Genomic DNA, 15,838 nt, shown 5'->3' with positions numbered 1-15,838 from the left:
CCCCCCACCGGGCCGTTCGGCGCGTCACCCGTACGGCCGCACGCGGCCTGCGGTACGGGCCGCGCGGTGGTCGTCTTGACACACCCGCGCGGCCGCTCGTCGCGCCGACGCACAGGTGGGAGCCCCGCGGTGCGCTGCCTCTCCGTCCCGCCCGAGGACCCGATACCCGCGGCCGCACCGGTCGGGCACCGCCACCCGCCGCCGCCCAGCCTCGTGTCGCCCGGGGTCGCCCACGATCCGTACCCGGCGTTCCGCGTGCTGCGGGAGAGCTTTCCGCTGGTGCGTGACGAACTCCTCGGCGCGTGGCTGGTGAGCCGCTACGTGGACGTACGCGACGCCCTCGGGCGGGAGGAGCTCGTCGCGCTGCCGCCGGGGCGGACCCTCGCGCACATGGAGGGCGCCACGCACCGCGCGCACCGCGCCCTGATCGAGCCCGCGCTGCGGGGCCGCGCCGTCGCCGCCCTCGCCGCGGGCGCCTCGCGCACCGCACACGTACTCGCCCGCCGGATCGCCGCCCGCCAGGAGAGCGACCTGGTCGCCGAGTTCTGCCGGTGGCTGCCGACCGCCGCGGTCGTGGCCGCCCTGGGCCTGTCCCGCGAGGACACCGCACGCGTCCAGCGCTGGTGCCGCGGCGGCCTCACCCACCTCGGCGGCGGCCACCACGAGCTGGACGCCTGGCTGCGGCCCCACCTGGCACGGCGCCGGGCCCGCCCCGGCGACGACCTGCTCTCCGTGCTGTGCGCCGCCGAGGTCGGGGGGCGTCCGCTGTCCGACGGGACCGTGGCCGGTCTCGTCGGCTCGCTGCTCGGCGGGGGAGGCGAGGCGACCGCGCTGGCGCTCGCCTCACTCCTCGCCAACCTCCTCGACGACCCAGGGCAGTTGGCCCTGGTGAGGGAGCGGCCCGAACTGGTCCCCGCGGCCTGGGCGGAGTCCCTGCGCCGCGATCCGCCCGTCCCCGTCGTGCTGCGCCGCGCGGTCCGCCCGGTCGTCGTGGCGGGCGCCGCGCTGCCCGCGGGAGCGGTCGTGGCGTGCCTGGTGGGCGCCGCGGGCCGGGACCCCGCACGGTTCGCCGACCCCGACCGCTACGACGTCCTCCGCGCGGACCGGGGCGGCCTCGCGGCCGGTATGGGCCGGCACGCGTGCCCGGGTGCCGAACTCGCGGGCCGTACCGCCGGGTACGGCCTGCACGCCCTGCTCGACGCCCTGCCGGGGCTGCGCTGGGCGCCGGGCTTCAGGCCGGCTCCCCAGGGTCTGCTGTCGCGCGGCCCGCGGGCTCTTCTCGTACGCCCTCGGTAAGGCTCACGCTCTCGGTGAGGCTCACGTCCTTGGTGAGGCTCATGTCCTCGGTGACGCCCACGTCCTCGGCGCCGGGTTCCCGCGCGTCGGTGATCCGCTCCAGGAGCGCCACCGGCGACGTCGCGAAGAGCTCCGCCACGCGCGCGTGGCCCTCGAACTCCCGCTCCGGGGCGAGCAGATCGGCCCACCGGCCCGCGGGGAGCGCCAGCCGCGTCTCCCGCCAGCCGCCCGCGTCCGCGAGACGCAGGGAGAGCCGTGCCGTCGCCACCACGACCTCTCCGGAGCGGGCGAACGCCAGGCAGTGCGCGGCGCCGGGACCCTCTGCGGTCAGCGGCTCGTACGTGGCCGTGCCCCCGAACAGCTCCGGCCGCCGCGCGCGCAGCCGCACCGCTGTCGCGGTGAGCGCGAGCTTCTCCTCCGAGAGGTCCCACGGCTCCCCCTGGGAGTCGAGCCGCTCCAGGACGTGCGGCTGGAAGCGTGCGGGCCGCCGGTTGTCCGGGTCGACCAGGGCGCGGTACTCGCCCTCCGTGCCCTGGTAGAGGTCCGGCACCCCGGGCATCGTCAAGTGCAGCAGGGCCGCCCCCAGGACGTTCGCCCGCACGTGCGGGCCGAGCTCCCGCGCGAAGGACGCCACCGCGTACAGCGGCGGCCCGCACGGCCCCGCCTCCACGAACGCCGCCACCGCCTTCTCGTACGCCTCGTTGGGCTCGGTCCAGCTGGTGTGGAGCCCCGCCTCGCGCACATGCTTCAGGAGGGCGTTCTGCAGGCGCATGTCGTAGGGGAAGCCGAAGCCGACCGCCGTCTGCCAGGCGGCCCACGCCAGTTGGGGGTCGGGCGCGCACGTGCCGCCCACGCGTGAGGTCTGCTCGGTCACCTCGGCGAGGAGATCGGCCCACCGGTCGGGGCACTGCGTCAGGACGGAGATGCCGGCCCGCACGTCCGCGCTGCGCTTGGTGTCGTGGGTCGTCAGGACGGTCCCCGAGTAGGGCCAGTCGCGCTGCACGCGCGCGCAGTACGCGTGGAACTCGTCCACCGGCACCGCAGGACGCTCGGGCGCACCGCCCACCTCGGCCGCCGAGAGGAGCGGCGCGTGCCGGTAGAACGCGGTGTCCTCGACGGCCTTGGCGCGCAGCGCCGACGCGGTCTGCGCGAACCGCGCCCTGAACTCCTCCACGGCCGACAGGACCTGCGGGCCCTCGGCGGCCCGCAGCCGCCCCAGCGCCATGTCCCGTACGACATCGACCGTCCGGGCCTCCTCGGGCACGCTGAAGGCCGCCCTGGCCTCCTCGGCGGCGCGGGCGGTGAGCACCGAATCGGGTGCGTCGCCCCCGGAGACGTACGGCCGGTAGACGGGAAGCCGCACGAGCAGCTCCCTGAGCGCGGTGCGCAGCATCCACGGCGCGTGGTCGCGCAGGGCGGGGACGGCCGCGCAGACGGCGCCCGCCGCGCGCGTGAGACGGTCGACCTCGGCGGCGAGTTCGCGGGTGACGACCTTGTACGCGGCCCGCCGCACCGTCGCGTCCCAGTCGCCGCCCCGGTCGGCGGGCGGCGCGGCGAAGCGGCGGTACTGCCCTAGGAGTTCACCGGCGCCCGCCGGGTCGGTGAGGACGCCGTCGATGTGGCGCAGCGCGTCGTAGCCGGTGGTGCCGGCCACCGGCCAGGCGGCGGGCAGGCGCTCACCGTCGGCGAGGATCTTCTCGACGACCGTCCAGCGCCCGCCGGTCGCCTCGTGCAGCCTCTGGAGGTACGTTCCCGGGTCCGCGAGGCCGTCCGGGTGGTCGATCCGCAGACCCTCGACGACGCCTTCCCGGAGCAGCTGAAGGATCTTCCCGTGTGTCGCCTCGAAGACGTCCGCATCCTCGACACGCACTCCGATGAGGTCCGAAATGGTGAAGAAGCGGCGGTAGTTGAGCTCCGTGCGGGCGAGCCGCCACCAGGCCAGGCGGTACCACTGCGCGTCCAGCAGCTCCGGCATCGGCAGCTCCGCGGTGCCTTCCCGGAGGGGGAACGCGTGTTCGTGGTAGCGCAACACGTCACCGTCGACCCGCAACTGTCCGAGCTCGTCCCCGAGCCGGCCGCCGAGGACGGGCAGCAGGACGCGCCCGTCGCCCGCGTCCCAGTCGATGTCGAACCAGCGCGCGTACGGCGACCGCGGGCCCTCGCGCAGCACCTCCCACAGTGCGTGGTTGTGCCGGGGCACCGCCGCCATGTGGTTCGGCACGATGTCCACGACCAGGCCGAGCCCGGCCTGCCGGGCGGCGCGGGAGAGGGACCGCAGGCCCTCCTCGCCGCCCAGTTCGTCGCGCACGCGCGCGTGGTCCACCACGTCGTAGCCGTGCGTCGACCCGGGGACCGCCTCGAGCACCGGTGACAGGTGCAGATGCGAGACACCGAGGGAGGCCAGATGGGGGACGGCCGCCTCGGCGGCCGCGAAGGGGAAGTCCGGCTGCAGCTGGAGCCGGTACGTGGCGGTGGGCGGCGGCGGTACCGCGGGGCCGGGGCGCTCCGGCGTCATGCGCGTCATGCGAACGTACGTACCCGCTCGGGAGGCTTTCGTGTCATCGACTCATGCGTGTCCGCCCTACGCCGTCGTTAGCGTCGGACGATGGGTCAGAACACACGGGACGCGTATCGCACAGTGATTCGGATGACGGGGGCTCCGCTGCCCGTCGTCTCGTTCTTCGGCAGGCTGCCCGTGGCCATGATCCAGTTCGGCAGTGTGCTGCTGGTGACCGAGACCAGCGGATCACTGGCCACCGGCGGGATCGTCGCCTGCGCGCTCGCGCTCGGCCAGGTGGGCCTCGGGCCGTTCGTCGGACGGCTCGCGGACCGGCACGGCCAGCGCCCCGTGGTGCTCGCGTTCTCGCTCGTCAACGCCGTGGCGATCGCGGCGTACACCCTGGGCGCCGTCGCGGACCTGCCCACGCCGGGCCTTGTCGCCCTGGGTGCTCTCGCGGGCGCGACGATCCCCGGGATCGGCCCGCTGGCCAGGGCCCGCGTCGTCCCGCTGGTGCGCGCCAAGGGCGGCGACGACCGGCTCGCGAGCACCGTGCTGTCCCTGGAGAGCACCATGGACGAGCTGTCCTTCGTGCTCGGCCCGGCCCTGGTGGGCCTCGCGTCCGTGGCGGGCCACCCGGCGTACGCCTTCGGGGCGGCCGCGCTCCTGGTCGCCGGCTGCGGCACGGCCTTCGCACTGCACCCCACGGGACGCACCCCCAAGGCGGAGACCGGCGGGCCTACGCGCGCGCGTGGGGAGCGCCCGCGCCTGCCGCGCTCCGTGTACGTGGTGCGGGTGGGGCTCCTCTTCCTGGGCGTCCTGCTGGGTGCCTGCGGGGCGGGGATCACCGCGTTGACCGAGGAACTCGGCAGGCCGGGGCAGGCCGGGCTCGTGTACGCGGCGATGGGCGTCATGAGCGCGGTGGTGGGGCTCTCCATGGCCGCGCTGCCCGAGCGCTTCGGGCTCATCGCGCGCTGGCGTGTCGCGACGGCGGCCGCGGCGCTCCTGTCGCTGCCCCTGGTGTGGACCGACAGCCTGGCGGGTCTCTACGTAGTGGTCACTTTCTTCGGTGCCATCTATGCCCCGAACCTCATCACGGGCTTCGCGCTGACCGAGCGAGCCGTGCCGCCGCAGCGGCTCGCCGAGGGCATGACCTTCGCGGCGAGCGCCTTCGTCGGCGGCCAGGCGGTGACGCTCGCGGTGGCGGGGCGGCTCGCGGAGTCGCACGGCGCGGGGGCGGCGTTCGCCCTCGGCAGCGCGGCCGCGGCGGTCGCGTTCGTGATCGCCCTGATCGCCCGCCACGAACCGCACCGCCCCGATCCGTCACGTCACCTCCATGAGGTGCCCCGGACCGCCACCGTCACGCCGGACGCCGCAGCACGGTAAGGCTCCGGTCGGTCAGCGTGAGCCGGTCGCCCGCCCGCACCTTCGGTCCCGGCTCCGGCGGCACCCCGTCGTCGTGCGCCGTGTCGATCACGATCTGCCACTGACGGCCGTGGTTGACCGGCACCACGAACTCGATCGGCTCCGGTGACGCGTTGAACATCAGCAGGAACGAGTCGTCGGAGATCCGCTCCCCGCGCGGTCCGGGCTCCGAGATGGCGTTGCCGTTCAGGAACACGCTCAGGGCGCGCGCCTGCGAGGCGTCCCAGTCGGGCTGCTCCATCTCATCGCCTTCCGGGGTGAACCAGGCGATGTCCGACAGTTCGTCGTGCGTGCCCTGGACCGGCCGGCCGTGGAAGAACCGCCGCCTGCGGAAGACCGGGTGGTCACGCCGGAGCATCGCCATCGTCCGGGTGAAGGCAAGCAGCGAGTTCTCACCGTCCGGCCAGCGCACCCACGCCAGCTCGTTGTCCTGGCAGTACGCGTTGTTGTTGCCGTTCTGCGTGCGCGCGAACTCGTCGCCGTGGCTGAGCATCGGCACGCCCTGGGAGAGCATCAGGGTGGCGGTGAAGTTCCGCATCTGCCGGGCGCGCAGCGCCAGGACGTCCGGATCGTCCGTCTCGCCCTCGGCGCCGCAGTTCCAGGATCGGTTGTGGCTCTCGCCGTCCTGGTTGCCCTCGCCGTTGGCCTCGTTGTGCTTCTCGTTGTACGAGACGAGGTCGTGCAGCGTGAAGCCGTCGTGGCAGGTGGTGAAGTTGATCGACGCCAGCGGACGCCGCCCGTCGTCCTGGTAGAGGTCGGACGAACCGGTGAGCCGGGAGGCGAACTCCGCGAGAGTGCGCTGCTCGCCGCGCCACAGGTCACGCACCGTGTCGCGGTACATCCCGTTCCACTCGGTCCACAGGGGCGGGAAGTTGCCCACCTGGTAGCCGCCCTCGCCGACGTCCCAGGGCTCGGCGATCAGCTTCACCTGGCTGACCACCGGGTCCTGCTGCACCAGGTCGAAGAAGGACGAGAGCCGGTCCACCTCGTGGAACTGCCGCGCCAGCGTCGCCGCGAGATCGAAGCGGAACCCGTCCACGTGCATGTCCGTGACCCAGTGCCGCAGCGAATCCATGATCATCTGGAGTACGTGCGGCGAGCGCATCAGGAGGGAGTTGCCGGTCCCCGTCGTGTCCATGTAGTAGCGGGGATCGTCCATGAGGCGGTAGTACGAGGCGTTGTCGAGGCCCTTGTAGGAGAGCGTCGGGCCCAGGTGGTTGCCCTCGGCCGTGTGGTTGTAGACGACGTCCAGGATCACCTCGATCCCCGCCTCGTGCAGCGCCTTCACGGCCTGCTTGAACTCCAGGACCTGTTCGCCCCGGTCGCCCCAGGAGGCGTACGCGTTGTGCGGGGCGAAGAAGCCGATGGTGTTGTAGCCCCAGTAGTTGTTCAGGCCCATGTCCACCAGGCGGTGGTCGTTCACGAACTGGTGGACCGGCATCAGCTCCAGCGCGGTGACGCCGAGGCCGGTGAGGTGCTCGATGATCGCCGGGTGCCCGAGCGCCGCGTACGAACCGCGGAGCTCCTCCGGAAGGTCCGGATGCAGCATCGTCAGGCCCTTCACATGGGCCTCGTAGATCACCGTCTCGTGGTACGGGGTCCGCGGCGGCCGGTCGTCACCCCAGTCGAAGTACGGATTGACCACGACGGACGTCATCATGTGCGGGGCCGAGTCGAGGTCGTTGCGCTCGCCGGGCTCCTCGAAGTGGTAGCTGTACACCTCCTCGCCCCAGTCGACGCGCCCGCTCACCGCGCGCGCGTACGGATCGAGCAACAGCTTCGCGGAGTTGCAGCGGTGCCCATGCTCCGGTGCGTAGGGGCCGTGCGCCCGGAAGCCGTAGCGCTGTCCCGGCATGACGCCGGGCAGATACGCGTGCCGCACAAACGCGTCGGACTCGCGCAGCTCGACGGCCGTCTCCGAGCCGTCGTCGTGCAGCAGACACAGCTCCACTCGCTCTGCGGCCTCGGAGAAGACCGCGAAATTCGTGCCGACTCCGTCGTACGTCGCACCTAAGGGATACGCCTGCCCAGGCCAGACCTGCATGAATAAGACTCTTCCACTCACGCCCCCTCAGATCGGGGCCACTTCGGCCAGAGTGTGCCCGAAAGTGGGGCAACCACCCAGGAGTTGTACCCGTCTAACCGTCCGACCACATACTCGGCATGCCCATGAAGGGGCGCCAGGGGAGTAGGGGGAGTAGTGCGAGAGATAGTCAGACGCCACTTGGGGAAGGTGGTGGCGGGCGCGGCGGTTGCGGCGACCGCGACCGCTGTGCTGGTGGGCGTCAATCTGCCGGGATCGGAGGCAGGCGGCTCGGGGGACCGCCAGGCCAACGCGGCAGCGGCGGAGCAGGACGCCATCGCGAAGGACGGCGTCGTGGAGGCCGCGCCCGAGGAGGGCGCCAAGGGTGTCGGCAGCGATCCGCTGACCGACGAGGAGATCGAGCGGGCCGAGAAGGCCTCGGTTTCGGGCCAGATGCGTTCCAGCGCCCGGGACGTCGAGGGGGACCGCGGCCCGCAGCTGCTGTCCACGAACCTCAGCGAGCCCGAGCCGGGCGGCGGCGCGGCAACGGCCCCGCGCAAGGCCGAGGTCGTCTACTACGACTACAAGAAGGACGCCGTCATCACCAAGACGGTGAACCTGGAGACCGGCAAGGTGGACGACACGGTCACCACCAACAGCGTCCAGCCGCCGCCCAGCCAGGAAGAGCTCGTCGAGGGCGCCAGGCTGCTGATCGCCGACCCGCTCGGCAAGGGCCTGAAGAAGGACTTCAAGCACGCCACGGGCAAGGCGCTGACCGGGCCGGAGCAGCTGCAGCTGAGCGGCATGGTCTTCCGCAAGGAGACCGTCAAGCGTGTGCCGTCCGGCCTCGCCGAGTGCGGAAAGCACCGGTGCCTCCAGGTCGTCACCAAGGTCAAGAACGGTCCGTGGATCGACACGCGGGCTCTCGTCGTCGACCTGAGCACCCGGACCGTGGGCCGACTCGGCTGACCCCGGGCGCCCGCGCACGAGACCACACATCAACTTCTCCTCTTACGAGGGAGTGCACTCCGTAATGCACGTCAACAGACTTCCGCGCGCCCGCAAACGGGCCACCATGGCCCTCGCGGTCTCCGCGCTCCTCGGCGGCGCCGTCTCCGTCGCCTCACCCGCGTCGGCGGCCCCCCAGGCACCCTCCGCACCCGCCGCGGCGGCCGACTGCAGTGACGCCTACAAGATCGAGCAGACCGTCGACGGCGGCACGACCTGGCGCATGTGCTGGCACTACAACACGCTCTCCGGCCTGATCCTCGACAAGATCAGCTACCAGCCGAAGGGCGAGCCGAAGCCGATCCCCGTCCTGACCAGCGCCCGGCTCGCCCAGGTGCACGTCCCCTACGACGACGGCCAGGCCGAGTACGACGACGTCACCGGCACCGACTTCGGCCAGGCCCTGCAGAACCTCAAGCCCGGCGAGTGCCCCGGCGGCACCATCAAGACCGTCAAGGTCCCGCACCGGGGCGACGTGAAGGGCCTGTGCACCACCACGCGCGCGCGTGGCCACGCCTACCGCCTCAACGACGACGCGTCCACCGGCGGCACCGGCAAGGTCTACACCGGCCAGGCCAAGGACCTGCTCGTCTACACCGTGAACAAGGCCTCCTGGTACGAGTACATAACCGAGTGGCGGTTCTCCTCGGACGGCACCATCACGTCCAACGTCGGCGCGACCGGCAGCCTCTCCCCGTACGACTACGACGGCGGCGACAGCCGGGGCTGGCCGATAGGCAAGGGCGACCAGGCCAAGGCCGAGAGCCACGCCCACAACGTGTTCTGGCGCCTGAACTTCGGCCTCGACGGCTCCCCGAAGGCCAAGGTCGAGCAGTACGACTCCAAGGTGACCCCGCCCACCGGCGACGGCAGCCCCACCACGAAGACCACCCGCACCAAGGTCACCAAGGAACTCGCGGGCGACCGCAAGGACATGCGCTGGTGGCGTGTGGTCAGCGGGGCCGGCAAGAACAAGGACGGCCACCCGCGCTCGTACGAGTTCGTCCCCGGCGCCAGCAGCAAGCACGCCGGACGGCCCTTCACCAAGCACGACGTGTACTTCACCCAGTACAAGAAGTGCGAGCAGTACGCCAGCAACAACCCGGGCTGCCCCAACGGCGCCGCGAACAGCGTGGACAAGTACGCGAACGGCGAGACGTTGACGCACCCCATCTCCTGGGTGCACATCGGCTACCACCACATCGCGCGTGACGAGGACCAGCAGCCCATGCCGGTCCACTGGCAGGGCTTCTCGCTGGCCGCGCGCGACGTCACCGCTATGAGCCCGCTCACTCCGCAGGACCTGGCGAACCAGAACGGCCAGCCTCCGATGGGCGGTTGAGAAACCACCCTGCCCATCGGGCTGCACCTCCTGCCGCTCCCGGAGTACCCTTCCTTGATCGTTGACCGGAGGAGTGTCCGGGAGCGGAAGGCGGTGCGCGGGTGAGCTCGGGTGGTCGGGAGCTGCCCCCTGGTGACGAGGGTCACGAGGGGAGCTCCGCGGACGTACCCGCCGGAGCGGTGTCCCTGGCCCGGCCGATGGAGACGGGATCTCAGATCGGACCCGAACTGGACTGGGACGCCGACGCCTGGCGTGAGGTCCGTACGCGCGCACAGCGCGCCGGGCGGGCCTACATCTGGCTGAATCTGGTGGAGCAGCGGCTGCGCGCGGTCGTGGCCGCTGTTCTGCGTCCCGTCTACGAACCCGTCCACGCCGACGACTGGGTCGTCGCGGCGGCGGGCCCCGCCGGTCAGGAGTGGGTGCAGCGGGCCGTCGCCGTGCGGGAGGTGAGCCGCCGCAAGGGCTATCTGCTCGACCCGGCCGACGACAACGTCCTCAGCTTCCTCACGCTCCCGCAGCTGCGGGAGCTGATGGTGCAGCACTGGCCGTGCTTCGAGCCGTACCTGGACGACCGGCGCGACGTCGAGCTGGCCCTCGACGAGCTGGAGGTCACCCGCAACGTCGTCTCCCGCAACCGGGCCCTGTCCGAGGCGGTCCTCGCCCAGGCCGAGCGCGCCTCGGCCAGGCTCCTGGACATCCTCGGCTCGGGCACCGACACGCCCTCCGCGCGCCGCCTGCCCGTCGACGCGGTCGAGGACCTGGTCGGCGACCGGTACGCGGACGTGGTGGCCGTGCACTCGGACCGGGTGCGGCTCCTGCGGCAGTTCCCCGCCGAGGACATCTTCGGCGGCGCCCGCCGCCTCGACGCGATCGGTATCGGCCTCAACCTCCTCGTGCAGAACTTCTCCGGGCGCCGCCTGGTCAGGCTCGCCGAGTCCGGCTGCCGGGTGCGGCTGCTCTTCCTCAACCCGGCGAGCAGCTCGGTGAAGCGCCGGGAGCGTGAACTGGGCATCAAGAAGGGGGAGCTGAGCCGTTCCGTCGAGATGAACATCCTGCACATGCGGCGGGTCAGGGCGCGCCTTCGCGACCCGGGCGCCTTCGAGATCCAGGTCTTCGACGAGACGCCCCGCTTCACCGCGTACCTGGTCGACGGGGACGGCTCGGACGGCATCGCCGTCGTCCAGTCGTATCTGCGCAGAACGCGCGGCATGGAGGCGCCGGTCCTGGTGCTGCGGGGCGGCAGCAAGGTGGTGAAGTCGGGCGATCCGGGCGAGGGCGGGCTTTTCACCACATACCGCGAAGAGTTCGAGCTGGCCTGGGCGGACTCGCGGCCGGTGTCCTGACCCCCCTCGGCGGGCAGAAGCGGAATGCGGTCCTCGGATTGTCAGTGGCCCATGGGATCGTGGTGGTCACTGGGGGAAAGCACCACGAAGAAGGGGGCGGCCATGGGCTGGCACCAGGAGCTGCTGATCGGTTTCGACCTGGAGACGACGGGGACGGACCCGACCGAGGCGCGCATCGTCACCGGCGCGGTCATCGAGGTCAAGGCCGGCGAAACGCTGGGGCGTCGTACGTGGCTCGCGGACCCGGGAGTCCCGATCCCGGCCGAGGCGGTGGCCGTGCACGGCATCACGGACGAACGGGCGACGGCCGAGGGCAGGCCCGCCGACGAGGTCGCGGACGCGCTCGCCGACGTCCTCACCTCGTACTGGCGATCGGGCGTCCCGGTCGTCGCGTACAACGCGGTCTTCGACCTGACCCTGCTCTCCGCCGAGCTCCGGAGGCACGGCCTGCCGTCGCTGCGCGACCGCCTCGGCGGCACCGCCCCCGGCCCGGTCATCGACCCGTACACGATCGACCGCTCCGTGGACCGCTACCGAAGGGGCAAGCGGAACCTGGAAGCGGTCTGCACGGAGTACGGCGTGCGCCTGGAGGAGGCCCACGACGCCGCGGCCGACGCCCAGGCCGCGGCCCGGCTGGCCTGCGCGATAGCCGACCGCCACCCGAAGGTCGCGTCCCTCGGCCCGGCGGCCCTGCACAGCCGCCAGATCGAGTGGTACGCGGAATGGGCGGCGGACTTCCAGAACTTCCTGCGCAAGAAGGGCAACGCGGACGCGGTGGTCGAGGGCCTCTGGCCCCTGAGGGCGGTGGACTAGCCGCTTCAGAAGGGGAACCAGCGCACTTCGGTGTCCCCGTCCCGCAGGGACGCCACCCGTCGGCGGAACTCTGCGAGCGCCTTCGGATTGGCGGGCGCGTGCTGCGCGACCCACGCGCAGCTGGCCGTCTCCCGGGCGCCGCGCAGCACGGCGCACCCCTCCCACTCCCGCACGTCCCACCCGTAGACCGACACGAACCCGTCGTACGCCTCGGGCGCGAGCCCGTACCGATCGCGGGAGAGTGCCATGACGACGAGGTCGTGCTCCCGCAGATCGAAGGAGAACGTCTCCAGGTCCACGAGCACGGGCCCGTCGGGACCGACCAGGACATTGCGCGGCAGCGCGTCGCCGTGGACAGGACCCGGCGCGAGGTGCGGGGTCAGCGCCGCCGCCGCGGCGGCGAACCCGTCCCTGCGCTCGCGCAGATAGTCCGCGTCGGCCGGGTCGACGGCGTCGCCCGCGAGCCGCAGCCAGCGTTCCACGCCGCCGAGCAGTTCACGGCGGGGGAGTTCGAAGGGAGGCGGGTCAAGGTCGTGGACGAGACGGAGCAGTGCGGCGAGGTCGCGCGGCTCGGCGGGGCGCACGGCCTCCGGCAGGCGGTGCCACAGCGTCACCGGATGGCCGTCCACAAGACGCGGCTCCGGTTCGGCGGCCCGCACGGCGGGGACACCGGCCTTCGCGAGCCACTCGGCGACGGCAGGTTCGCGCCGGGCCCTCGCGAGGAGTTCGGGAGCGGCCCTGCCGACCTTGACGACCAGCTCACCGACGGCGAACACCGCGTTCTCGCCGAGCGCGACGAGGCGCGCCCCGCTCACCGGAACCGGCAGATCCGCCGCGTCCAGTACGTCCCGCGCGCGTGCCTCGTCCATTGCCTGCCTCCCGCACCTGGTGCACCGTTCGCCCGACAGTCTCGCATTCACACAGGCCAACCGGCGTGCGAGGGCGCCCAGCTGCTTGACGTATCAAGGTCACATCAGCACGATGACGGGGGCCGCCGGGGCGGCCAGACCCGCATGAGCCGCCCGAAGGAGCCGATTCCGTGACATTGGCGACCGCCAAGAAGCGGTCAGCGAGAGGCGCACCGCGACGCGAGGCCGCGGACCACGGCGCGTGGTTCCTCGTGCTGCCCGCGCTGATCCCGATCCTCGTCCTCAGCGTCGGCCCGCTCCTCTACGGCATCGCGCTGGCCTTCACCGACTCCCAGTCGGGCCGCACCCGGTCCACGCAGTGGATCGGCACCCTCAACTTCCAGGACCTGCTGCACGACACGCTGTTCTGGGACTCGTTCAGGATCGGCCTGCTGTGGGCGTTCGGTGTCACCGTGCCGCAGTTCTTCCTCGCGCTCGGCCTCGCCCTCCTGCTCAACCAGCCGCTGCGGATGCGCTGGCTTGCGCGAGCCCTTGCGATCATCCCGTGGGCGATGCCCGAGGTGGTCGTCGGCATCATGTGGCGGCTCGTCTACCACCCGGACGCGGGCGTGCTCAACGAAACGCTCTCGAACTTCGGCCTGGGGGAGGGGAAGGACTGGCTGACCGGCACGGCCACCGCGCTCTTCGCCGTGATCGTCGTCGGCGTCTGGGCGGGCATGCCGCAGACCACCGTCGCGCTGCTCGCCGGACTGCAGAACACCCCGCGCGAACTGCACGAGGCCGCCGCGATGGACGGCGCGGGCGCCTGGCGCCGGTTCCGCACCGTCACCTGGCCCGCCATCAAGCCGATCGCCCTCGCCATCACAGCCCTCAACTTCATCTGGAACTTCAACTCGTTCGCCCTGGTCTACGTCCTCACCCAGGGCGGCCCCGGCGGCCGCACCCGCCTGCCCATGCTCTTCGCCTACGAAGAAGCCTTCCGCTACGGCCAGTTCGGCTATGCCGCGGCCATGGGCTGCGTGATGGTCGCGGTGATCTCCGTCATCCTCGCCTTCTACCTCGTAGGCCGCCTGAAGGGAGGCGACGAGGCATGATGCCCACGAAGAAGTCGACACGCGCCGCGCAGTACGTGGCGCTCGCCGCCTATCTCGTCTTCCTCGCCTTCCCGTTCCTCTGGCTGATCTCCACGGCCTTCAAGCCCGCACGGGAACTGGGCAGCCTGCACCCCACCTGGATCCCGAAGGACCCGACCCTGGAGAACTTCCGCCAGGCCTTCGACGAACAGCCGCTCCTCCAGGCCGCGGGCAACTCCCTGATCGCGGCGCTCAGCGCGTCCCTGATCGCGGTCGTCATCGCGACCCCGATGGCGTATGTCATGGCCAGGCACCGCAACCTCCTGGCGAAGGCGGCCACCGGCTGGGTGGTGATCAGCCAGGCGTTCCCGTTCGTCCTGATCATCATCCCGCTGTTCCTCGTCCTGAAGAACCTCCACCTGATCAACTCCCTGCTCGGCCTGATCATGGTGTACGTGGTGTGGTCGCTGCCGTTCGCGCTGTGGATGCTCGTCGGATACGTCCGCGCGGTCCCCGCCGAACTGGAGGAGGCGGCCGCGGTGGACGGCGCGAGCCGGGTGCGTACGTTCGTCTCGGTCGTCGCGCCGCTGCTCGCGCCCGGCATCGTGGCCACGGCGATGTTCGCCTTCATCACCGCGTGGAACGAGTTCTTCTTCGCGCTCGTCCTGCTCAAGACCCCGGAGAAGCAGACCTTGCCGGTCATCCTGAACCGCTTCATCGGCACGGAGGGCGTCGCCGACCTCGGGCCGCTCGCCGCGGCCGCGTTCCTCGCGACCATCCCCTCGCTCGTCATCTTCGCGATCATCCAGAAGCGGATCACCGGCGGCATGCTGGCGGGGGCGGTGAAGGCCTGATGCGGACGGCACCGCGGCTGTGGGCCGCCACCGCGACCGCCCTCGCGCTGCTGCTCGCCGGCTGCAGCGGCGACTCCGGCGACGACGACGGGAAGATCACCCTCCAGTTCCAGTCCCTGGCCTGGCAGAAGGAGTCCGTCGACGCCAACAAGGCGCTCGTCGAGGAGTGGAACGCCACCCACCCGGACGTCGAGGTCGAGTACCTCCAGGGCAGTTGGGACAACGTCCACGACCAGCTGCTCACCTCCTTCGAGGGCGGCGAGGCGCCGGACATCATCCATGACGCCTCGGACGACCTCGCCGACTTCGCGTACGGCGGATACCTCGCGGACCTCGGCGGCCTGCTCCCCGAGCGCCTCAAGTCCGACATCCCCGAGCGCAGCTGGCAGACGACGACCTTCGACGGCAAGGTCTACGGCGTGCCGTTCCTCCAGGAGCCGCGCGTCCTGATCGCCAACGCGAAGTGGCTGAAGAAGTCCGGCGTACGGATTCCGACGCCCGCGAAGCCGTGGAGCTGGGCGGAGTTCCGCGAGGTCACCAAGGAGCTCGGGGACGGCGAGGACGGGAAGTACGGCGTCGCCTGGCCGCTCAAGGAACCGGTCTCCGCGACACTCAACCTCTCGCTGTCCACCGGCGGGAAGATGTTCCACCGGGGCGAGGACGGCAAGGTCGACGTCCGCTTCGGGGCGGCCGACGAGATCATGCCGCGCACGGTCCACGACCAGGTCGACAACGACGGAAGCGCCTCGGGCACGACGCTCGGCATGGGCGGCTCCGACACCCTGCCCGGCTTCTTCGGCGGCAAGTACGCGATGGTCCCGCTCGGCTTCTCCTACCGCCAGCAGATCGTCCAGCAGGCGCCCGAGGGCTTCGACTGGCAGGTGCTGCCCGCTCCGGCGGGCAAGGAGGGGCTCGCGCAGGGCGTCAGCCCGCAGACGCTGTCCGTCTCCGAGGACAGCGCCCACAAGAAGGAGGCGGCCGAGTTCATCGACTTCTTCCTCCAGCCGGACAACATGGTGAAGCTCGCGCGCGGCGACTGGATGCTGCCCACTGGCGCGGAGGCTTTGAGGGATCCCGCCCTGCGGACGAAGAAGGACGACTGGGCCGCGGGTACGGCGCTCGCCGAGCATCTGCGGCCGGCACCCGCGCAGACGGTGCGCGGCTACCCGGAGTGGAAGGACAAGGTCGCGACGCCGGCGCTCCAGGAGTACTACAGCGGGGCGATCGACCTCGACGAGCTCAGGAAACGCCTCGTCGAGGACGGGAACCTGGTCCTCAAGAGGTATCAGCGGTAA

At 71.6% G+C, this 15,838-nt stretch carries 12 protein-coding genes; 9 read left to right on the top strand and 3 right to left on the bottom strand.

From position 1 onward, the window contains the following. The first annotated feature begins 129 nt into the window (after positions 1–129). Entirely contained in the window at positions 130–1,296 is a 1,167-nt protein-coding gene (locus AB0N81_RS00675) for a cytochrome P450 (protein WP_365354386.1), read from the top strand. Here AB0N81_RS00675 and treY read toward each other — a convergent pair. Further along, a complete protein-coding gene (gene treY / locus AB0N81_RS00670) occupies positions 1,232–3,811 on the bottom strand; it encodes a malto-oligosyltrehalose synthase (protein ID WP_365354821.1) in 2,580 nt (859 codons plus the stop codon). The two genes, AB0N81_RS00675 and treY, sit on opposite strands and share 65 nt — an antisense overlap. Positions 3,812–3,943: 132 nt before the next feature. Here treY and AB0N81_RS00665 point away from each other — a divergent pair, with 132 nt between their 5' ends. After that, a complete protein-coding gene (locus AB0N81_RS00665) occupies positions 3,944–5,179 on the top strand; it encodes an MFS transporter (RefSeq protein ID WP_365354385.1) in 1,236 nt (411 codons plus the stop codon). On the opposite strand, the gene glgX is transcribed toward AB0N81_RS00665, so the two are convergent. Further along, positions 5,154–7,262 (bottom strand): glycogen debranching protein GlgX, encoded by a 2,109-nt coding sequence (glgX, locus tag AB0N81_RS00660; RefSeq protein WP_365354384.1) that lies wholly within the window; start codon positions 7,260–7,262, stop codon positions 5,154–5,156. The genes AB0N81_RS00665 and glgX overlap by 26 nt on opposite strands. A gap of 156 nt (positions 7,263–7,418) precedes the next feature. Between glgX and AB0N81_RS00655 the strand changes: the two genes are divergently transcribed. The 4 genes from AB0N81_RS00655 (at position 7,419) to AB0N81_RS00640 (ending at position 11,747) form a co-directional block, all read left to right on the top strand. Continuing rightward, positions 7,419–8,210, top strand: a complete 792-nt coding sequence (locus AB0N81_RS00655) for a Tat pathway signal sequence domain protein (RefSeq protein ID WP_365354382.1) — start codon at positions 7,419–7,421, stop codon at positions 8,208–8,210. A 64-nt stretch (positions 8,211–8,274) separates the two neighbouring features. Next, on the top strand, positions 8,275–9,591 hold the full coding sequence (locus AB0N81_RS00650; protein ID WP_365354380.1) for a copper amine oxidase: 1,317 nt from the start codon (positions 8,275–8,277) through the stop codon (positions 9,589–9,591). 101 nt (positions 9,592–9,692) lie between these two features. After that, positions 9,693–10,934: an SAV2148 family HEPN domain-containing protein gene (locus AB0N81_RS00645; RefSeq protein WP_365354378.1), complete on the top strand. Its 1,242-nt coding sequence runs from the start codon at positions 9,693–9,695 to the stop codon at positions 10,932–10,934. Positions 10,935–11,036: 102 nt separating this feature from the next. After that, on the top strand, positions 11,037–11,747 hold the full coding sequence (locus AB0N81_RS00640) for a 3'-5' exonuclease (protein WP_365354377.1): 711 nt from the start codon (positions 11,037–11,039) through the stop codon (positions 11,745–11,747). A 5-nt stretch (positions 11,748–11,752) separates the two neighbouring features. Here the strand turns inward: AB0N81_RS00640 and AB0N81_RS00635 are convergent, their stop codons facing one another. Next, positions 11,753–12,616, bottom strand: coding sequence for an aminoglycoside phosphotransferase family protein (locus AB0N81_RS00635; RefSeq protein ID WP_365354375.1), 864 nt, complete (start codon positions 12,614–12,616; stop codon positions 11,753–11,755). A 170-nt stretch (positions 12,617–12,786) separates the two neighbouring features. Between AB0N81_RS00635 and AB0N81_RS00630 the strand changes: the two genes are divergently transcribed. The 3 genes from AB0N81_RS00630 to AB0N81_RS00620 are packed head-to-tail and all read left to right on the top strand — an operon-like array spanning position 12,787 to position 15,838. Continuing rightward, on the top strand, positions 12,787–13,710 hold the full coding sequence (locus tag AB0N81_RS00630) for a sugar ABC transporter permease (RefSeq protein ID WP_365354373.1): 924 nt from the start codon (positions 12,787–12,789) through the stop codon (positions 13,708–13,710). Beyond that, a complete protein-coding gene (locus AB0N81_RS00625) occupies positions 13,710–14,543 on the top strand; it encodes a carbohydrate ABC transporter permease (RefSeq protein ID WP_365354820.1) in 834 nt (277 codons plus the stop codon). The genes AB0N81_RS00630 and AB0N81_RS00625 overlap by 1 nt, the downstream gene beginning before the upstream one ends. After that, on the top strand, positions 14,543–15,838 hold the full coding sequence (locus AB0N81_RS00620; RefSeq protein WP_365354372.1) for a sugar ABC transporter substrate-binding protein: 1,296 nt from the start codon (positions 14,543–14,545) through the stop codon (positions 15,836–15,838). Before AB0N81_RS00625 ends, AB0N81_RS00620 begins: the two co-directional genes overlap by 1 nt.

The sequence above is a fragment of the Streptomyces sp. NPDC093510 genome (genome assembly GCF_040683555.1).
In the GTDB taxonomy this organism is placed as follows: Bacteria; Actinomycetota; Actinomycetes; order Streptomycetales; family Streptomycetaceae; genus Streptomyces.
The sequence above is the reverse complement of the archived record's forward strand: the minus strand, read 5'-3'. Positions and strand labels throughout refer to the sequence as shown.

What these genes read in the sequence shown, in the direction of transcription:
- treY (WP_365354821.1), bottom strand. Translation starts at nt 3,811, where the DNA reads ATGACGCCGGAGCGCCCCGGCCCCGCGGTACCGCCGCCGCCCACCGCC.
- AB0N81_RS00665 (WP_365354385.1), top strand. Translation starts at nt 3,944, where the DNA reads ATGACGGGGGCTCCGCTGCCCGTCGTCTCGTTCTTCGGCAGGCTGCCC.
- glgX (WP_365354384.1), bottom strand. Translation starts at nt 7,262, where the DNA reads ATGCAGGTCTGGCCTGGGCAGGCGTATCCCTTAGGTGCGACGTACGAC.
- AB0N81_RS00650 (WP_365354380.1), top strand. Translation starts at nt 8,275, where the DNA reads ATGCACGTCAACAGACTTCCGCGCGCCCGCAAACGGGCCACCATGGCC.
- AB0N81_RS00640 (WP_365354377.1), top strand. Translation starts at nt 11,037, where the DNA reads ATGGGCTGGCACCAGGAGCTGCTGATCGGTTTCGACCTGGAGACGACG.
- AB0N81_RS00635 (WP_365354375.1), bottom strand. Translation starts at nt 12,616, where the DNA reads ATGGACGAGGCACGCGCGCGGGACGTACTGGACGCGGCGGATCTGCCG.
- AB0N81_RS00625 (WP_365354820.1), top strand. Translation starts at nt 13,710, where the DNA reads ATGCCCACGAAGAAGTCGACACGCGCCGCGCAGTACGTGGCGCTCGCC.
- AB0N81_RS00620 (WP_365354372.1), top strand. Translation starts at nt 14,543, where the DNA reads ATGCGGACGGCACCGCGGCTGTGGGCCGCCACCGCGACCGCCCTCGCG.